The 18,463-nt window shown below is 63.7% G+C and carries 20 protein-coding genes; 14 read left to right on the plus strand and 6 right to left on the minus strand.

All coding sequences use genetic code 11. The annotated features are described in order from the left end of the window. Nucleotides 1-238 precede the first annotated feature (238 nt). The 3 genes from LE416_RS01445 to LE416_RS01455 all read left to right on the plus strand — a co-directional run bounded on the left by LE416_RS01445 (nucleotide 239) and on the right by LE416_RS01455 (nucleotide 1,470). On the plus strand, nucleotides 239-613 hold the full coding sequence (locus LE416_RS01445; RefSeq protein WP_225046720.1) for an iron-sulfur cluster biosynthesis family protein: 375 nt from the start codon (nucleotides 239-241) through the stop codon (nucleotides 611-613). 133 nt (nucleotides 614-746) lie between these two features. Further along, complete coding sequence (locus LE416_RS01450; RefSeq protein ID WP_225046721.1) at nucleotides 747-1,166, plus strand: GNAT family N-acetyltransferase; 420 nt, start codon at nucleotides 747-749, stop codon at nucleotides 1,164-1,166. Nucleotides 1,167-1,176: 10 nt separating this feature from the next. Further along, nucleotides 1,177-1,470 (plus strand): hypothetical protein, encoded by a 294-nt coding sequence (locus LE416_RS01455; RefSeq protein WP_225046722.1) that lies wholly within the window; start codon nucleotides 1,177-1,179, stop codon nucleotides 1,468-1,470. Here the strand turns inward: LE416_RS01455 and LE416_RS01460 are convergent. Next, nucleotides 1,461-2,447: an alcohol dehydrogenase catalytic domain-containing protein gene (locus tag LE416_RS01460; RefSeq protein WP_225046723.1), complete on the minus strand. Its 987-nt coding sequence runs from the start codon at nucleotides 2,445-2,447 to the stop codon at nucleotides 1,461-1,463. The genes LE416_RS01455 and LE416_RS01460 overlap by 10 nt on opposite strands. 88 nt (nucleotides 2,448-2,535) lie before the next feature. Here LE416_RS01460 and LE416_RS01465 point away from each other — a divergent pair, with 88 nt between their 5' ends. Together LE416_RS01465 and LE416_RS01470 are read left to right on the plus strand one after the other, a co-directional pair. Next, nucleotides 2,536-2,937, plus strand: a complete 402-nt coding sequence (locus LE416_RS01465; protein WP_225046724.1) for a hypothetical protein — start codon at nucleotides 2,536-2,538, stop codon at nucleotides 2,935-2,937. A gap of 515 nt (nucleotides 2,938-3,452) precedes the next feature. Next, the gene (locus tag LE416_RS01470) at nucleotides 3,453-4,376 is read left to right on the plus strand and encodes a PTS sugar transporter subunit IIB (RefSeq protein ID WP_225046725.1); all 924 of its coding nucleotides are present in this window, start codon (nucleotides 3,453-3,455) and stop codon (nucleotides 4,374-4,376) included. A gap of 60 nt (nucleotides 4,377-4,436) precedes the next feature. On the opposite strand, the gene LE416_RS01475 is transcribed toward LE416_RS01470, so the two are convergent. Together LE416_RS01475 and LE416_RS01480 are read right to left on the minus strand one after the other, a co-directional pair. Continuing rightward, nucleotides 4,437-4,907 (minus strand): hypothetical protein, encoded by a 471-nt coding sequence (locus LE416_RS01475; RefSeq protein ID WP_225046726.1) that lies wholly within the window; start codon nucleotides 4,905-4,907, stop codon nucleotides 4,437-4,439. Further along, a complete protein-coding gene (locus LE416_RS01480) occupies nucleotides 4,904-6,079 on the minus strand; it encodes an AI-2E family transporter (RefSeq protein ID WP_225046727.1) in 1,176 nt (391 codons plus the stop codon). Before LE416_RS01480 ends, LE416_RS01475 begins: the two co-directional genes overlap by 4 nt. A 229-nt stretch (nucleotides 6,080-6,308) precedes the next feature. On the opposite strand from LE416_RS01480, the gene LE416_RS01485 reads away from it, so the two are divergent. Beyond that, nucleotides 6,309-6,503, plus strand: a complete 195-nt coding sequence (locus LE416_RS01485) for a hypothetical protein (protein WP_225046728.1) — start codon at nucleotides 6,309-6,311, stop codon at nucleotides 6,501-6,503. 187 nt (nucleotides 6,504-6,690) lie between these two features. Here LE416_RS01485 and LE416_RS01490 read toward each other — a convergent pair whose 3' ends face one another. Together LE416_RS01490 and LE416_RS01495 are read right to left on the minus strand one after the other, a co-directional pair. After that, on the minus strand, nucleotides 6,691-7,779 hold the full coding sequence (locus LE416_RS01490; protein WP_225046729.1) for a DUF871 domain-containing protein: 1,089 nt from the start codon (nucleotides 7,777-7,779) through the stop codon (nucleotides 6,691-6,693). A 126-nt stretch (nucleotides 7,780-7,905) separates the two neighbouring features. After that, nucleotides 7,906-8,793 (minus strand): N-acetylglucosamine kinase, encoded by an 888-nt coding sequence (locus LE416_RS01495; RefSeq protein ID WP_225046730.1) that lies wholly within the window; start codon nucleotides 8,791-8,793, stop codon nucleotides 7,906-7,908. 135 nt (nucleotides 8,794-8,928) lie between these two features. Between LE416_RS01495 and LE416_RS01500 the strand changes: the two genes are divergently transcribed. From LE416_RS01500 to rpiA, 6 genes are all read left to right on the plus strand, one after another. Then, nucleotides 8,929-9,696, plus strand: a complete 768-nt coding sequence (locus tag LE416_RS01500) for an alpha/beta hydrolase (RefSeq protein ID WP_225046731.1) — start codon at nucleotides 8,929-8,931, stop codon at nucleotides 9,694-9,696. Continuing rightward, nucleotides 9,680-10,579, plus strand: coding sequence for an N-acetylmuramic acid 6-phosphate etherase (gene murQ, locus LE416_RS01505; protein WP_225046732.1), 900 nt, complete (start codon nucleotides 9,680-9,682; stop codon nucleotides 10,577-10,579). The genes LE416_RS01500 and murQ overlap by 17 nt, the downstream gene beginning before the upstream one ends. 74 nt (nucleotides 10,580-10,653) lie before the next feature. Continuing rightward, nucleotides 10,654-11,514 (plus strand): MurR/RpiR family transcriptional regulator, encoded by an 861-nt coding sequence (locus LE416_RS01510; protein ID WP_225046733.1) that lies wholly within the window; start codon nucleotides 10,654-10,656, stop codon nucleotides 11,512-11,514. Nucleotides 11,515-11,671: 157 nt separating this feature from the next. Further along, on the plus strand, nucleotides 11,672-12,970 hold the full coding sequence (locus LE416_RS01515) for a PTS sugar transporter subunit IIC (RefSeq protein ID WP_225046734.1): 1,299 nt from the start codon (nucleotides 11,672-11,674) through the stop codon (nucleotides 12,968-12,970). 23 nt (nucleotides 12,971-12,993) lie between these two features. Continuing rightward, complete coding sequence (locus LE416_RS01520) at nucleotides 12,994-13,263, plus strand: diacylglycerol kinase (RefSeq protein ID WP_225046735.1); 270 nt, start codon at nucleotides 12,994-12,996, stop codon at nucleotides 13,261-13,263. A 187-nt stretch (nucleotides 13,264-13,450) separates the two neighbouring features. Beyond that, nucleotides 13,451-14,140 (plus strand): ribose-5-phosphate isomerase RpiA, encoded by a 690-nt coding sequence (gene rpiA / locus LE416_RS01525; RefSeq protein ID WP_225046736.1) that lies wholly within the window; start codon nucleotides 13,451-13,453, stop codon nucleotides 14,138-14,140. Between the two features lie 27 nt (nucleotides 14,141-14,167). Here rpiA and LE416_RS01530 read toward each other — a convergent pair whose 3' ends face one another. Then, entirely contained in the window at nucleotides 14,168-14,674 is a 507-nt protein-coding gene (locus LE416_RS01530) for a GNAT family N-acetyltransferase (protein WP_225046737.1), read from the minus strand. A 180-nt stretch (nucleotides 14,675-14,854) separates the two neighbouring features. Between LE416_RS01530 and LE416_RS01535 the strand changes: the two genes are divergently transcribed. Next, nucleotides 14,855-16,582 (plus strand): ABC transporter ATP-binding protein, encoded by a 1,728-nt coding sequence (locus LE416_RS01535; RefSeq protein ID WP_225046738.1) that lies wholly within the window; start codon nucleotides 14,855-14,857, stop codon nucleotides 16,580-16,582. Beyond that, nucleotides 16,575-18,353, plus strand: a complete 1,779-nt coding sequence (locus LE416_RS01540) for an ABC transporter ATP-binding protein (RefSeq protein WP_225046739.1) — start codon at nucleotides 16,575-16,577, stop codon at nucleotides 18,351-18,353. Before LE416_RS01535 ends, LE416_RS01540 begins: the two co-directional genes overlap by 8 nt. Nucleotides 18,354-18,463: the final 110 nt, after the last annotated feature.

Raw genomic sequence — 18,463 nt, forward strand, 5'->3', positions numbered from 1 at the left:
GGCTCGCCGGTGATTTTTACTTTGGAGGAGTAAAAATGAAAAAGTTGGGTATGGGTATGGAAATGAGTGGGTGGCTCATTTCTATGGTTACAATGTAACGCCGGAATGTGAAGAAAGTGTGACGAAATCGTCGTCCACTTATGAAAAAAAGGTAAAGGCGGCAACTTTCTCGGCGCGAGCGGATTGCTTGCGTTTTGGCGCGTCCGGCCCTACGCTTAGGCCAAAGGAGATGATTGGGATGCACATTCACTTTGACGCGGCCAGCGAGGCCAAGCTCGCGCCGCACCTAGCACCGGACAAGCAGCTGTTGCTCACCTTCGAGGATGGAGTTGGGCCATACTCCCAGCACGCAATGATCCACATGCAGGTTCAGTTCACGCTCAACGTGGTGGCGGCGACCGCGGACCTGACCGGCTACGATCAGACCGTCGACTCGAACCTCGGCGAGCTTCGCATCAAGGGCTACTCGACGGAGGACCTGGACGAGCACATGGCCGTGCACCTGAACCCGACGACCAACACGATGAGCCTGACCGGCGACGGTGGGGAGATCGATGCCAACCTCGGCTTCATCGACTTCACGGCGCCCGGCGGCATCAACCCCGCACGGTGAAGGGCGGCCTGACACGGTTGTCGGGAATGTGTCCGCCGCGTTATTTCCTGCTTTCAACTGGTTTCACGTTGGTGTAGAATCATCGTGGAATACATGCGCGGCCCAAGCCGCGCCTTTTGGAGGCAGCTAGATTTTGCAGTACACATTCGAATCCGCATTGACCATTCATGAGATCAAGGCCCTGTACGGGGCCACGGGAATGGACCAGTACCTGAGCGACCCGGCCGAAACGGCGCGGGGCATCGCGAACTCAACGCTTCTGACCGCCCGCGACGGCGACAAGCTGGTCGGGCTGGTCCGCGGCGTGTCCGATATGCACACGGTGGTCTTCATCCAAGACCTGCTGGTGCTGCCGGAGTACCAGCACCAAGGCATCGGCCGGGAGCTGCTCGGCCAGTTCGACGATTACTTCAAGCAGGTGGCGCGCATCGTGGTGGTCACCAACTCCCCGGCGCTGCAGGCGTTCTACGAAAGCGCCGGCTTCCTGCCGGGCGAGGCCGCGCACGCGACGACCTACGTGCGGCCGCGGCGGCTGCTTGAACCCAAGTATTAGGAGGTAGAAGATGGAACCGACGGCGTCAGTCTCCCGGCTGCAAAAAACCGAGGGCGCGGATCTGATCATGGACCAGGGCTTTTTGACCGAGCGCGAGGAGCCCGCGATGATGGATGCGGCCTGGTGCCACGAGCTTTTACCCCAGATCAACGACGAGATGCGGCTGCGCACGCTGGACAACCGCGTCGTGCTGAAGCTGTTCCACTACTACTCCGGCGAGGGCAGCATCATCTACGATCCGAGCAAGCTGAGCGAAGCCCGCGCCAAAACGGTGCTGATGCACGCGCTCGGCTATCACAAGTGACAATTACCGGTGAGGACGATCTTGCCGGACACGTGGCCGGCCGCCAGCTTCTGGAGGCCGGCCTTTAGTGTGGCCACGGTGCGGGCGGTGTACGCCGTGGTGACGACGGGCGTCAGCGCCCCGGCCTCAAGCAGCTTAGCGAGGCGGCGCAGGATGGCGCCTTGGCTTGCCGCGGCGTGATCGAAGTCGGTCTTGGCGAACATGTACTCGAAGTCGAGGCTTGCGGCCTTGGCCTTGAGCGGCATGACGTTAAGCGGCCCGGCCGGCGTCACCAGGGTGCCGACGTGGCCGAACGGGGTGACCAGCGCGGCGGCCTGCGCCAGGTACGGCTCGGGTGCGTAGAGGATTGCGACGCCGGCGAAGCTGTCCGAGGCGAGCGTGTCGGTCAGCGGCCGGTGGTAGTCCAGGGGATGCGCCACCCCGTTGGCGGCCAGAAGGGCCCAGTTGGCGGGGCTTGCCGTCGCCCAGACCTCAAGGCCGCTCCAGGCGGCCAGCTGGGTCAAAAGGGTGCCGACCCCGCCGGCGCCGTTGATCACCAGCAGCCGCTTGCCGGCGTTGGCGCCCGGTGCCGGGGTGAAGACCATTTTCTCGAACAACAGCTCCCAGGCGGTGAGCCCGGCCAGCGGCACCGCGGCCAGCTGCGCGTCGCTCAGGCCGGCCGGCGCAATCGCGGCGATGTCCGCCGCCACCAGCTGGTAGTCGGCAAAGCTGCCGGGGCGCTTGCTGGACCCGGCGTAAAACACGCGGTCGCCGGGCGCAAAGTCGGTGACGGCGGCGCCGCACGCGATCACGGTGCCGACCGCGTCGAAGCCCAGCACGGTCGGTGCGGTGAGCCCGGCCTGCAGCTTGAGGTCGATCGGGTTCAGCCCGCTTGCCGCCACGCGCACCAGCAGGTCGCGTGGCCCGGGTTGGGGCACCGGTCCCGTCTGGGCAGTGAAGCCCGCCTTTGTGGCAATCAGCATTGTGTTGTCGGTCATGTGACCACTCCTTATCCGTAACGACTTTGATATGTCCATTCTACCCGTTTTCTGCTAAACTGAGGGAAATTGCTTTTCGGAGGACGATATGGCAAAACGACATCAGAAACAGTCGCGCGTCGGGGAAGCCATCACCCTGGTCGTGGCCGCGGCGCTTTTCACCGGCTTCGCGTGGTACGTCTCGCAGCCCAAGGACACGCTGGCCATGGTCAGCACCGCGAGCTTCGGCGTCGGTCTGACCGCCTTGATCTGGCTGCTCGCCGTCTGCGACGAGTGGCCCAGCAAGCGCTTCGTGCGCTTCCTGCTCGACCTGCTTCTCGGCTGCGCCCTGGCAACCTTGATTTACGTCTACATGATCGGCTTCATCGTGTACCCCGAGTTCATGATCGGGGCGTTCGGCATCGTGCTGGTGCTTGCGGCGCTGTTTGCGATTCGCAAGCCGCGTCAAAACGACCACAACATTGCACGGGTGGTCGAAGCCGAAGACTGACAGCGGGCGCGAGCAATCGCGCCTTTTTCTGTGGGGCGGGCCGACTGCGGCACGAGTGGCACGCCGCACAATTTTACCGTTCATTAACTATCGGCACACCGACCCGCTAAGTTCGCGTCGGTTCGCGCTCTGACTAAACGCGCTCACCGCCGCATCGCGGGTGCGCACAGCTAAGACCAGCACTCGGGGCAAAGAGCGCCCCAAGCACTGGCCTTACGCTGTGCGACCCGCTAAATGCGCGTCGGTTCGCGCTCTGACTAAACGCGCTCACCGCCGCAACGCGGGTACGCACAGCTAAGACCAGCACTTGGGGCAAAGAGCGCCCCAAGCACTGGCCTTACGCTGTGCGACCCGCTAAATGCGCGTCGGTTCGCGCTCTGACTAAACGCGCTCACCGCCGCAACGCGGGTGCGCACAGCTAAGACCAGCACTCGGGGCAAAGAGCGCCCCAAGCACTGGCCTTACGCTGTGCGACCCGCTAAATGCGCGTCGGTTCGCGCTCTGGAGGTTTGTTCATGCACATTTTTGTCTGCTGCGCTGGCGGGGCCAGCTCCAGCATGTTCTGCGCGCGGTTGGCGCAGGCCATCAACACGACCGACGAGAACCTGTCGGCGAGCTTCGACACCGTCGATGCGGTGCTCGCGCAGTCACCCTTTGCGCCCTGCGCCGACTTGGTGTTTGCCTACGGGGGCATCGACGCGATTCGCCCGGCGACGGCCTACGACTTCGGCAGCCTGTTCGACGTTGTGCTGGTGGCGCCCCAGGTGCGCTACCTGACGCCGGCCAAGCAGGCGGTGCTGGCGGATTACCCGACGGTGGTGGCGGACATGGACTCACGGGTGTTCGGGCTGATGGACGGCAACCGCGGCTACCAGGCGCTGCTCGACCAGCTGATGACGCTGGATCTGATGCGCGGCTTCCAGTCCGGGCTGGATTTTGCCTCCAAGCGCGGTGACAAGGACCTCGAGCTGCTGGTGGTCGGCGCCAGCCGCACCGACCGGGCCATCGAGACGCTGACGCAGGGGCTGGCGGCTCAGGGCATTCGCACAGTGCAGGAGCACTTCGAGCTGGACAAGCTGTTTGATTTTCACCCGAAGACGGACTTCGAGGTGCGCCTGCTGTTCGGCGCCCGCCTGACCAAGCCGGACATCCCCAAGGTGGCGCGGCGCATCGACGGCGTGATTCGCTTCAGCGACCAAAAGCCGGCCGCACCGACCTGGGACGCGCGCTACCGGCTGCCCAGCGTCCGGCTGAGCCCGGACCTGATTAACAAAAACGCCGACCCTACCGCGCTTTTGGGGGCGGTGACGGACTTCCTGCTGGCGGCGGATGCCGTGGCGCAGGGGACGGCCAACGTCCAAAGCGCGTTCTTCGAGACGCCGCCGCCGGCCAAGAAGGTGAAGTCCTTCCTGGGCATCTTCACCTACACGGTCGACTGAGCGACCGCAACGCACAAAATAGCCAGCCCGAATTTGTCTCGGGCTGGCTATTTTTTGGCGCTACTGCACCTGCTGCACGGTGATTGGGACCGACTCCGGCACCCGCGGCCGCAGGGTGTTGACCAGCGACTGCAGGTCGGTCTTGAAGGTGATGCGCACGGCGCGGTGGGCGGAGATGCCGAACGCGGCGACCACCAGCTCGCGCCCGTCCGGCAGGCTGACGGGCGTCAGGGAGATGCCCGTCATCTTGGCGTACGGGAACATCCGGTTGACGATGCCGGCGGCGACCACGCGGGTCTTGGTCAGCCCGGTGGTGCCGGCCATGACCGTCAGGGTGATGAACGCGGCGTAGAAAATGATCACGGTCAGGTTGGCGGTCCCGGAGGCCAAGAACCAGACGGTGAAGAAGGCGGCGAGAATCAGCTGGAAGGTGGCGTACCCGCCGCGCAGGTCAATCTGGCCCTGCCAGTAGAGGTTGTAGACGCCAAGCCCCAGCAGGGCGACGTCGAGAAGCACGATGAACAGCATCATTTTTTCACACTTTCTGGATTGGGAGCGGGGGGCAGCGGCACGCTTTCGCCGGGCTCGGCGTAAAGGCCCGAGACCTGCTGGTACCACTTAAAGAGGCGCACGGCGATGATGCGCAGCACGGCGAAGCCCGGGATGCCGAGAATCACGCCGGCCAGGCCGAACATGTTGCCTGCGGTCAGCAGGACGACGACGATGGTGATCGGGTGCATCTCAAGCTTCGACCCCATCACGAACGGCGAGATCAGCTGGGTCTCAAGCAGCCACTCGACGAAGAACACGAGGATCACCATGAGAAACATCCGCGGGCTCATCATCAGGCCGACGACCAGCGCCGGCACCATGGCCAAGGCCGAGCCGAAGTAGGGAATCAGGTTCAGCGGGCCGGCGATCAGGCCGAGCACCAGGGCGAAGCGCAGGCCGATCAGCGAGTAGCCGATCATGAAGATGATGGCCACGGCCATGGCGACCGTCAGCTGGCCCTGCACGTAGGAGCCGACCTTCTCGTTCATCTCGTGGAGCATCTCGCCGACGCTTTGGCGCAGCTTGACCGGGATAATCGGGAGCACCAGGCCTGGGAACTTGGCGCCGTCCTTGAGCATGAAGAACAGGATGATCGGCGCGGTGCCGACGGTGATCGCGACGTTGCCGACGACGCCGACTAGGTTTTGAATCTGGGTGATGGTGCCCGAGACGATCAGGCCCTCGCGCCCGGAGACGGCGGCCATGATCTCGTTACCCAGCTGGTTCAGATCCTTTTGGGCGATCAGGTCCTGGCTGTCGTTGAGGTCGGTCAGCCAGCGGGTGAAGGCCCCCCAGTAGCTCGGCCAGTCGTTGACCATGCTGCTGATCTGGCGCTCGATCGGCGGCACCAGCTTGACGACGGCCAGCACCAGCAGCGCCAGGACACCGAGAAAAACCAGCGCGATGGCGAGGTTGCGATTGACCTTGCGCCGCGTCAGCCAGTTGACGATCGGTGCCAGCATGTAGTACAGGATGCCGGCGAAGACGAAGGGTGGCGCGACGATGCCGATGAAGTTGCCCACTGGCTTGAAGACCCAGCCGATCTTGGTCAGCACCCACACCACCAAGAGGGCGAGCAGAAGGTTGAAGGCCGTGATGGCAAACTTGTTGTCGAGGAAGTGGCGGTAGAACCAGGAAGTTTTGCTTTTCATAAGACGCCTCCGTAACCGTTTCACTTATAATGATACAAAACTTAGACCATTAAAGCGAATCGGGCGCAGGTCCGATTCGCGCGGCGTGTCGCCTGCGCCCGGTTTGTAACGGGTGGGTGCCCGACGGCTGGGTCGCGGGGCCGCTTTGTAAATTTATTGTAAAGGCGACCTTTACAAACGCGCGCGGCCCGGTATACTGAAGGTATCGATTCACAAGGAGGTGACTGCGATGACAGTCATCAAGATTCTGCGCTGGACGCTGCGGGCCCTGGTGGTGCTGACCATCGGCCTGCTGCTGTTCGACACCGCGGTCGGCATCGGCCTGATGGCGGTGGACATTCTGGTCGGCGTTTTCTACGAGATGAAGCAGACCGCCTGCGACCGCCGCGAGATGAAGCACGTCCCAGTAACGCACCGGCTGTAGCCAACAACACCCCCGCCAGACATTGGCGGGGGTGTTTTGCTGCCTCAGCAGTCGGTTGGCAAGCAACGGTGGTGCACGCCGGGTGCCGGTGGGCGTGGTTCAGCGCCGCCGTGGCGGTTCGCGCGGCGACACAGCAAAGGCCGGCGCCACACCGCTTAGCGGATGGGGCCGGCCTTTTGGGTCTGGCTTAGCCGATGAAGCGGAACTTGCTCCAAGGCTTGATGAAGTCCAGCAGCATCACCTCGTCGGGGGAGATGCTACCGATCTTGTTCTTGCGCGGTTCGGCGTGCGGTTCGAGCACGATCTGCAGCTCGTTTTTGTAGATGCCGAAGCCGTCGTTGCCGACCAGCACGTCACCCTTTTGGAAGACCTCGGTGTTGTCGTGCGGGGCGTTCGGGACGTCCTTGTAGGTGACACGCGGCATGGTGGAGCGGATCACGGTGCGGTTGATGTCGCCGCGGCGGAAGTGCTGCGGGGTCAGGGCCACCGTTTTTTCAATCTCGTTGACGTCATCCACGAAGTCCAGGTGGAACTGGATCTGGTAGCGGTCGATGGCGGCCAAAGCGGCGAGTTCTTCCTCGCTGGCGTAAGCGTTACCGATGATCACGTCATCGATCAGGCCCCCGGCCCAGAGGTGCTTGGCCTGAACCTCGATCGGCAGGCGGCGGTCGGCCTCAAGGGTCGGCAGGCCGTCGTTGACGTTCCACGGCCCCATGTTGCCGACCTGGCTGGCGACGAACGCGGCGGAGTGGATGTTGTACTTGCGGAAGCGCTCGGAGCACTCCACGAAGAAGTCGTACGGCAGGGCGGTGCCGACCTGCGGGTAGAAGTTGTGGCAGCCGTACAGGTAGCTGGTGTTGGCCTGGTAGCTGACGATGTTGTTCAGGTAGTCCACGTTGTTGCTCATGTTGAGCTCGATGATCAGGCCGTACGGGTTGTACGACAGCATCGCCTCCGTGGCCCCGTCGAAGCCCTGGTCCAGCCGGATGCCGGCGCAGTGCAGCTCCGAGAAGAACTTGAGGTCGGAGTACGAGATCCCCAGCTGGTCGAAAATGCGCGGGGAGACGTCCAGAATCGTCTGGTACCCCAGGTCGTTGCCGACGTCGATGATTTTCTGGTACTCGGCTTTGGTCTCTTCGACCGAGCCCTTGACCTCCAGCATGCTCATGAAGATGCGGGTGAACCCGTACTTGTGGCCGAGCTCCAGGTAGGCCTTGTTGGCTTCAAAATCGCTGTGATCCGGGTAAATCGATAATCCGAGTTGACGCATTGTCATTGCAGTTCCTCCTAAATGAATTGTGTGGTGCAGGCGCAAGCGTGCCCGTGCCCCCTAGCATGGACACGCTTACGTGCTGTCTCCATCATAGCGAACCCGGCGCGCTGGCGCAAACTTGGCGCCGGGCTACTCGGCCCACCGCGCCCAAAACAGCACGCCACGGCTGTTGTTGGTGGTGACCACCGCCGCTTCGACGTCCGGGTAGCTCAGGCGCACCGCGGCGATCACCTGCTTGCGAAAGGCGGCGTTGTGGGTCAAAACGGACCCGGACAGCGCCAGCTTGGTCGGGCGCGGTGCGGCGTAGCGGGCCATCAGCCCGCAGATTTCGGCGGCCAGCGCTCGGGCTTGGGCGGTGAACACCGCACCGGTTTCGGCGTCGGTTTCGGCCAGCGGCGCGAGCTTGGCGGCCAGGCTCGCCAGGTCCTGGCGCGTGCCGGCGTAAAAACGCCGCACGGCCCCGGACATGTCGCTTGCCTCGAGCAGCTTCGGCAGCGTGGCGGCCAGCTTGGTGGGCCGCCCCTGGTCGTGGTCGGCCAAGGCCTGCACCATCGCGGCCTGCACCAGCTTGTAGGCCGAGCCGGTGTCGCCGAGCAGCTGGCCCCAGCCGCCGTAGCGGGTGAAGCGGCCGGCCTGGCGCCCGTAGACGATCGAACCCGTGCCGGCGATCACCAGCGTCCCGTCCGCGCCCTCCAGCCCGTTGAGCAGGGCCAGTTGGGCGTCGGAGATCACGGCGGTGGGGATGCCGAACGCGGCGGTGAACTCAGCCGCAAGCGCCGGCGCGTCGCCGGTGGTTTCGACCCCGGCGATGCCGATCAGCACCTGGCTGCAGGTTTCGCCTTTCAATTGTGCGGTCAGCGCGGTGACCGCGGCGGTCAGGTTCGCCCGCGTCCCTGCGGCGTCCAGGAACACGTTGCCCGGGCCCGCAGTGACCTGGGCGAGCTGGCGGCCGTCCGGGGCCCAGGCGGTGGCCACGATGTGCGTGCCGCCGCTGTCAATTCCGATTAAGTAAGTCATGAAGTCGCCACCTTGTGCTGTTTTGGTTACCCTTTCATTCTAGCGTCCTGGAATTTTTTTTCAACCTTTGATTGAAATATCTGGATTTTTGTTTTATAAATGTAAGTGAGAAATTCTAATGAAGGATCTGATACGATGGCACTGCTGACCTTGGTACGCGCCTCCGCCAGGCTTCAGAACCAGGCGGCGGTGACGGTGGCCATGCCGGACACAGTGACCGGGCCCTTGCGGACGCTGTGGCTGCTGCACGGGCTGGGGGACAACGGATCGGCGTGGCAGCGCAAGACCGGCATCGAGCAGCTGGCAATCGCGCACAACCTGGCGATCGTGATGCCGGACATGGGGCGCAGCTTCTACGTCAACACCGCCAGCCACCAGCCGTACTGGGACTACCTGACCCAGGAGCTGATGCCGCAGCTTCAGGCCACGCTGCCGCTTTCCACGGCTCCGGCCGACCGCTACGTCGCCGGCAACTCGATGGGCGGCTTCGGCGCGCTGCGGTTGGCCGCGGCGGCGCCCGAGCGCTTCGCGGCGGTGATGCTGCTGTCGCCGGTGGTGGACCTGGATTCGATGCCGCCGATCATGCCCGACTATGAAAGCGTCTTCGCCAAGGGGACGCCGCACGACCTGATTCGCCGCGAGCTGCAGGCAGCGCCGGTCGCTGCGCTTCGGCGGCTGCGCTGGTACCACACCATCGGCGACGAAGACTTCATGAAGGCGGCCAACGACGACTTTGCCCGCTTTGCGACCCGGACGCTTGGCCTGACCCTGACGCAGGACAACCGTCCCGGCGGCCACGACTGGGCCTTCTGGGGCCCGGCGATGGCGCGGGTGCTGGACTGGCTGGACTCGGGGGCAAGTGCCCCCGGCAATGAGGAGAAAATACATGGAACGAACGACTGAAGCCCGCAATCCCGCGAGCACCCACATTGACACGATGAGCACCGAGGAGATCCTGGCCACCATCAACGGCCAGGACCAGCTGGTGCCCCAGGCGATTGCCGACCCGGCGGTGATGACGCCGCTGACGGCGTTGGTCGACGCGGTGGTCGCGCGCTTTCAGCGCGGTGGGCGCCTGTTTTACATCGGCGCCGGCACCAGCGGCCGGCTCGGCGTGCTCGACGCCGCCGAGTGCGTGCCGACCTTCGGCACCGACCCGGAGATGGTGCAGGGCCTGATCGCCGGCGGCCAGGCCGCGATGACCGACGCGGTGGAGGGGGCAGAGGACTCCGTTGAGGGCGGCGCCGCTGACCTCAAGGCCCGCCACCTGAGCGCAGACGACTTCGTGATCGGCTTGGCCGCGTCGGGCTCCACGCCCTACGTGATCGGCGGGCTGGATTTCGCGCAGGCGGTCGGCGCCGGCACCGGCGCGATTGCCTGCAACAAGAATGCTTTGATCTCCGCGCACGCTGCCATCGCCGTTGAGGCCGTCGTCGGCCCCGAGGTGGTCACCGGCTCGACGCGCATGAAGGCCGGCACGGCCGAGAAGCTGCTGTTGAACATGGTGTCGACCACCAGCATGATCAAGCTGGGCAAGGTCTACGGCAACCTGATGGTCGACGTCAAGCCGACCAACATCAAGCTGGTCGACCGCGCCAAGCGCATCATCGCCGCGGCGACCGGGGTCGACTTTGCCACCGCCGCGGACTACTACGATCGGGCCGACCACCAGCCGAAGCTCGCCATCGTGATGATCAACGGCGGCGTGGACGCCGCGCGCGCAGCGGCCGCGCTGGCCCAGGCGGACGGTTTCATCGCCCGCGCGCTGGCGATTCTGCGCGGATAATTTTGCCAGTGGCGCCCCCGGCGGCGCCGCTTTTTGGCCACGGAATGTAAGCGGTTCAACCGCGGGAGGGGAAAATGTCTGTCAAGGGACGCATCAACAACGCGATGGCCGGGCTGTCGGAGGCCGAGACCAAGGTCGCCGACTTCGTGCTCGCACACCCGGAGGAGGTGATCAACATGACCGCCTCGCAGCTGGCGGCGGCGGCCGATTCCAGCCCGGCGTCGGTGATCCGGCTGACCAAGCGCCTGGACATCGAGGGCTTCACGGCGCTCAAGATCCTGTTGGCCACCGACCTGACCAAGGCGCCGAGCGACCCGGCGGCCGACTCCGACATCACGGAGGGCGAGGCGCTAGGGTCCATCAAGCAGAAGCTTTTGGGCAGCGCGCTGCAGTCGATTCGCGAAACCACGGACCAGGTCAACGAGGGGGAGGTCGACGCGCTGGTGCGCGCGATCAAGTCGACCCACCAGCTGTACCTGTTTGGCATCGGCGCCTCGGCGCTGGCGGCGGCCAACATCTGCCAGAAGTGGAACCGCATCGGCTACCCGACCGTGGCCGACGCCGACCTCAACGCGCTGTTGCCCAAGCTGGTCAACGCGCGGCGCGGCGACGTGCTGTGGGTGATCTCGAACTCCGGCGAGTCGCCGGAGGTCCTGATCGCGGCCAAGGAGGCCCGGCGCCGCGGGGTGCGGCTGGCGTCCTTGACGCGCTTTGGCAACAACAGCCTGGCGAAGCTGTCGGACATCGCGGTGCACACCTCCCAGCCGATGGAACGGGAGAACCGAATCGCGGCGACCAACTCGCTGCTAGCCCAATTCATGATTATCGACGTTATTTTTTACTACTTCGTCAGCCGCAACTTCGCCGCGTCGGCCCAGGCACTCGACCGCTCGCACCAAGTCATCTCGGCGTACAAGGACACCCTGCGGAAATGACTAGACCAATTTTGATTGTTAAATAAAATTACATGACAATTTTATTTTTGCCCTCGGGTATTGAAATTTAATTTCAACCTGTTAGAATACAGGTGAAGGCGATTACATCGTCTGGCAATGCCATTATTTTAGTTCACCTCACAAAGGAGTGATTGTAGTGGATAACGTGATGAAGTGGGTCGAAAACAAGCTCGTCCCACCAATGGCTAAGATCGGGACCCAGCGCCACCTGCTCGCGATCCGTAACGGGGTTGTGTCCAGTCTGTCGCTGATCCTGATCGGGACGTTCTTCATGGTGTTCATCAACCTGCCAGTTGATGCCTGGAAGACCGCCCTGGCGCCATACTCGGCAACCATCGTGCTGCCGTACCGCATGACCATGGGCCTGATGGCGATTTACGCGACGTTCGTCATGGGGCAAGACCTGGCGAAGTCGTACGACCTCGACGGCGTGACCGGCGGGATCCTGTCGCTGGGTGCCTTCTTCATGCTGCAGATGCCGGTTAACGTGCTGACCCCGAAGGCCGCACCGCTCGGCTTCGTCATCCCGATGGGCAACCTCGGGGCGTCCGGCATGTTCGGCGGCATTCTCGCCATGATTTTTGCCGTTGAGACTTACCGGTTCTTCAAGACGCACAACGTGACCATCAAGATGCCTGAGCAGGTGCCGCCTGCCGTTGCGCGTTCGTTCGAAGCCCTGATTCCAGGCGCCGTGATCATCACCTTCGTGTGGCTGATCCGCGACGTTGCCGGCTTTGACGTCAACGCAGCGCTGCTCTCCCTGTTCAAGCCTTTGACCAACATCCTGGGCAACAACCTGCTCGGGGCGCTGCTGCCAATGTTCCTGATCCACCTGCTGTGGAGCTTCGGTATCCACGGCATGTCCATCGTCGGCTCCGTTGTTCGCCCGATGTGGCTGATCATGCTCAACGACAACGCGGACGCGCTGGCGAAGGGCACCGCAGCAACCAAGCTGCCTTACATCGCGCCTGAACAGCTTTACCAATGGACCGTCACCATCGGCGGTGCCGGGGCGACCGTGGTCGTGGCCTTCCTGTTCCTGTTCTTCTGCAAGTCCAAGTTCTTGAAGGAAGTCGGCCGCTTCTCCATCATCCCGGGCATCTTCAACATCAACGAACCGATGATCTTCGGTGCGCCAATGATGCTGAACCCGTACATGTTCATTCCGTTCAACCTGGTCCCACTGGTTTTGACCACCATCAGTTACTTCGCCGTTAAGTTCGGCCTGGTCAACGGCTTCACGTCCATTCCGGCGTGGACCCTGCCGGCACCGATCGGCGGCTACCTGTCCGCCGGGAACGACTGGCGCATGATCGTCTTGATCATCGTCAACCTGGCCGTGGCCTTCGTCATTTACTTCCCGTTCGTTGTGGCTTACGATAAGAAGATGGTCGCAGACGAGCAGTCCAAGCAAGACGAGCCAGCAGAGGCCTAGATTACAAGTTATGAGGTGAGCACATGTTGTATTGGATCCTAGCCTTCATCGCGTTCGGGCTGCTTTACGTCCTGAGCTCGTACTTCCTGGCGTGGCTGAAAAAGCGTCACATCAAGATCAGCCGCTGGATCTGGGCGTTCGCCTCGTTCCTTGTGGTCATCATTCCCTATGCCATCTGGCCGCACATGAATCCAGTCGGAACCGTTGTGGTCTTCTCCCTGTGCGGGGTGTTCGCGCTCAACTTCATGATTGAGCAGCACGCCTTCGTCAAGGAGCACGACCGCATCTTCTGATGGTGAGAGCCGCCCGCGTTTGCGGGCGACTTTTTTGTGCCCGGCGCCGAAAGTCGTGATCAGATTGTGCCGGAAGCGGGAATGACGTCAACCACCTCGATGTTATTGCGGCCAGGCGCTTCGCCGCTTGACACCGGGGCGGCGGCTGGGTAAAGTCGAAGCGTACATCACGACTGAGGAGGAAATTATGACCACGCAAGACGAACTGAAGAAGCAGGCGGCCACGCAGGCGGCCCAGATGGTTCAGCCCCACACCGTGCTGGGGGTGGGCACCGGCTCCACCGTCGCATTTTTCATCGACGCGCTGGCGGCGCGCGAGCAGGCGCAGTCGCTTGAGCTGACGGCGATTGTCACCACCTCGAGCCGCAGCCAAAAGCAGCTGGAGCAAAACGGCTTCAAAGTCTCCGAGCTGGCGGCGGTGGACCACGTCGACCTGTGCGTCGACGGCGCAGACCGCGTCGACCACCAGCTTGACGGCATCAAGGGCGGCGGCGCGGCGCTGACGCTGGAGAAAAACGTCGCGGTCAACGCGCGGCGCAACGTCTGGATCGTCGACGAGAGCAAGGTCGCCGATCCGCTCGGCGGCTTCCCGCTGCCCGTCGAGGTGCTGCCGGTCAGCGCGGAGCAGAACTTCCGCCGCTTCGAAAAGGCCGGGCTGCTGCCGCAGTTTCGCCTGAACGCCGACGGCACGCGGCTCAAGACTCACTACGGCAACTACATCCTCGACCTGGCCGTGTCGCCGCTGCCGATTCCGGCGGGGCTGGCCGACTACCTCGATCACACGGTCGGCGTGGTCGAGCACGGGCTGTTTCTCAACATGACCGACGAGGTGCTGATCGCCAAGCACGACGGCACCATCGACCACTGGGTGCGCTAGGCCCAGGCTGCCAAAAAGGTGCTGCCCTCACTGGGGCAGCACCTTTTTGGTCTGGATGGCGTACAGGGGCGACCGGGTGCCGTCGTCCTCGGTGACGACGGTGAGCGGCCGCCAGCCGTAGCGCTCGTAAAAGCCCACAAGGTCGGTCAAGAGGTAGGCGGTGGGGATGCCGGCGAGCGCCAGGTCGCTCACGGCCAGGTGCAACAGCCGCCCGGCGATGCCGCGGCGCCGAAAGACCGGCACCACCGCCACCGCACAGACGTTGGGCGTCAGGTCGGGGCGGTCGTGGAAGTCGTTGGCGATCACACCGAGCCCGCCGACGATGCGGCCCAAGGCTAGTGCGACGTACCACTGGGGCACCGGGCCGGCGCCCGCGGCCAGGCTGTCGGCGATGCTGGCCTGGTAGGCCGCAAGGGGCACGTGCCACTGCGCGTGGAACCACGCGGCCGCGGCCGCGGCCAACTCGGGCCGCTCGCGCAGCCGGCAGAGCTGCACCGGCGCTTGCGGCTGACTGCTTGAAGAACTCTGGGTCATGACGGGTCACCTCCAACTTCGCAGGATACCACGCCGCGGCCCCGGGGAAAAGGGCCAGCCGCGCGTCTGCGGCGGAGCAATCGCGCGTCCGGCCACGACGCGGCAGGCCCGGGGGCCACTTGCAAGCCGCCGGTCGTTCGGCTATGCTGGAAGAACTAAGTCTATATAAGGGGTACATATATGCGCGTATTAATACCATATATTAAGCGGTACAAGTGGGACGCGATCTGGGCGACCATCAGCATCATCGGCCAGGTCTTCGCCACGCTCTGGCAGCCACGGATGCTGCAGACGGTGATGGAGGCCATCATCAAGCAGGACAAGGGCACGGTGTTCAACTACGGCATCGGGCTGATCCTGCTGGCGGTGGTCGGCATCATCGCCGGCATCATCAACACCATCTACTCGGCGCGCCTGGCGCTCAACGTCGCCACGGACCTGCGCGCGGACCTGTACGACCATGTGCAGCGCTTCGCCTACGCGGACATCGAGGACTTCTCCGCCTCCAACCTGGTGGTGCGCATGACCAACGACGTCAACCAGGTCCAGCAGGTCGTGATGGCCGCCTTCCAGCAGGTCACCCGCATTCCGCTGGTGTTCGCCGGCGCCCTGGCGCTGGCCCTAACCACGATGCCGGAGCAGTGGTGGGTGATCGCGGTGATGATGGTGATCATCGTCGCCGTCGGGATGGTCACCTTCAAGACCATGAGCAAGTACTTCGCCCAGACCCAGCAGGACATCGAGGACGTCAACACCCTGGCGCGCGAGAACCTGATGGGCATCCGCGTGGTGAAGTCCTTCGTTCAGGAGCAGGCCCAGATCAAGGGCTTCGCCAAGACGTCCGATCGCCTGCGCGACGTGACCACCAAGATCGGCGAGCTGTTTGCGGTTTTGATGCCGGCCTTTTTCCTCACCGCCAACATCGCGGTGGTGGTCAGCGTCTACATCGTCGGCCAGAACGTGACGGCGCACCCGGCCTACCTGGCGGCGATCTCGAGCTTCACCAGCTACCTGATGCAGATCCTGTTCGCCGTGATCAACGCGTCGTTCATGATGACCTTCGCCTCGCGTGCCTTCATCTCGATGGGGCGCATCCGCGAGGTCCTCGATCACAAGCCGAGCATGCACTTCACCACGGATGGGCCAGCGCAGGTGCCGGGGGACATCACCTTCGAGCACGTGACCTTCACGTACCCGGGCGATGAGACGCCGACGCTTGAGGACGTGTCCTTCACGGCGCCGGCCGGCTCGATGGTCGGCATCATCGGCGCGACAGGCTCGGGCAAAACGACGCTGGCGCAGCTGATTGCGCGCCTGTTCGACCCGGATTCCGGGCGCGTCTTGATCGGAGGCGTGGACGTGCGCGAGCTGCCCGAGTCCACCATTCGAAATGCGGTCGCCTACGTGCTGCAGCGCGCCACGCTGTTTTCCGGCACGATTGCCAAGAACCTGCAGCAGGTTCAGCCGGCGGCGACGGCGGCGACGATGGCCCGGGCGGCGGAGATCGCCCAGGCCGCCGAGTTCATCGAGCGGCTGCCGGAGACCTACGACGCGCCGGTCGAGGAGCGCTCGGCCAACTTCTCGGGCGGCCAAAAGCAGCGCCTGGCCATCACCCGCGGCGTGATCGCCGACCCCGAGATCCTGATCCTGGACGACGCGACCTCGGCGTTGGACGCGCGCTCCGAGAAGCTGGTTCAAGAGGCGCTGGACCGCGAGCTGACGCGCACCACCACCGTCGTGATCGCCGAGAAGATCGCGTCGATTATCCGCGCCGACCAGATTCTGGTGATGGACGGCGGTCGCCTGGTCGCCTCCGGCACGCACCGCGAGCTGGTGCGCACCAGCCCGATCTACCAGGAAATCTACGCCACGCAAAAGGCCAAGGAAGGGGGATCAGCCAATGTCTGACATCAAAAACGCGGGCAAGTACTACTACCACTACCTGCACCGCTACTGGAAGGGGCTGTTGATCTCCGCCATCCTGATCGGCATCAGCACCTGGTGCGTGGTCGTGGCGCCGACCTACCTGGGCCGCTCGATCACCGAGCTGACCGCCTACCTCCAGCAGTGGAGCAACCCGGCGACGCGCGGGGCGGCCAGCCTCGGCAAGTTCCACCACACGCTGATCATCTACCTGCTGCTGTACTTCGGGGACGCGTCGACGCTGTTCGTCGCGTCCTGGATCCTCGCGCGGGTGACCGCGTACTCCACCGGCACGATGCGCATCGGGCTGTTCCGCAAAATGCAGCGCATGAAGGTGCAGTACTTCGACCAACACAGCGACGGCGACATCCTCGCCCGCTACACCAGCGACCTCGATAACATTTTCAACGCGCTCAACCAGGCGCTGATCGACATCTTCCTGGCCATCGCGCAGCTGGTCGGCATCCTGATCATGATGTTCGACCAAAACGCGCAGATGGGCTGGGTGACGATCGCCTCGACGCCGGTGGCGCTGGGTGTCGCCGCGTTCGTGATGCAGCGCGCAAGCGTTGCCGTCAACCAGCAGCAGCAGGCCATCGGCGCCTTGAACGGCTACATCAACGAGCAGGTGACCGGGCAGAAGGTGATTATCACCAACGGCCTGCAGCAGGACTCGGTGAAGGGCTTCGCGCCATTCAACCAGGCGGTCCAAAAGGCCGCGGTGCGCGGCCAGATCTGGTCGGGCATCCTGATGCCGTTGATGTCCGGGATGTCTTTGCTCAACACCGCCATCGTGATTTTCTTTGGTTCGTGGCTGGCGCTCAACGGCCAGATGGCCACCGGCGCCGCGCTGGCGCTGGTCGTGGTGTTCGTCAACTACGCCCAGCAGTACTACCAGCCGCTGACCACGCTGACCAGTCTTTATGGGATGATCCAGCTGGCCATCACCGGCGCGCGGCGCGTCGATGAGGTGCGCATGCAGCCGGACGAAAAGGACACTGGCACCAAGCAGCTGGCAGGCCTTGAGTCCGACGTCTTGATCGACGACGTGCGCTTCTCCTACCTGCCGGGTAAGGAGATCCTGCACGGCGTGACCATCGACGTGGCCAAGGGCGAGATGGTCGCCCTGGTCGGCCCGACCGGTTCGGGCAAGACCACGGTGATGAACCTGCTGAACCGCTTCTACGACGTCGACTCCGGCGCCATCACGGTGGACGGCACAGACATCCGCGAGTTCACGCTCGCCAGTCTCCGCGACACGGTCGGCATCGTGCTTCAGGAGCCGCAGCTGTTCTCCGGCACCATCGAGGCCAACATCGCGTTCGGCGACCCGGCCGCCACGCACGAGCGGGTGGTGGCCGCGGCCAAGCAGGCCAACCTGGACGACTTCATCCAAAGCCTGCCGCAGGGCTACGACACGCCGGTATCCGACGAGCAAAGCGTCTTTTCCGCCGGCCAAAAGCAGCTGATGTCGATCGCCCGCACCATCCTGACCAACCCGCGCCTCTTGATTCTCGACGAGGCGACCAGCAACGTCGACACGGTGACCGAGGCCAAGATCCAAGCCGCGATGGACAACGTGATCGCCGGGCGCACCAGCTTCGTCATCGCGCACCGGCTGAAGACCATCCTGAACGCCGACAAGATCGTTGTGCTCAAGGACGGCGCCATCATCGAGCAGGGCACCCACGACGAGCTGGTGGCCCAAAACGGCTTTTACGCCGAGCTGTACCACAACCAGATGGTGTTCGAGTAAAACTTTTTTGCGCACGGCGCGTCGCCACAGTGGGACGCGCCGCGCGTTTTTTGTTAAAATTAACTTAGGAAATAATTGCAACGCGTTCCCCAAATACGGCTTCCTGGAGG

This window comes from Lacticaseibacillus kribbianus (assembly GCF_020180945.1).
In the GTDB taxonomy this organism is placed as follows: domain Bacteria; phylum Bacillota; class Bacilli; order Lactobacillales; family Lactobacillaceae; genus Lacticaseibacillus; species Lacticaseibacillus kribbianus.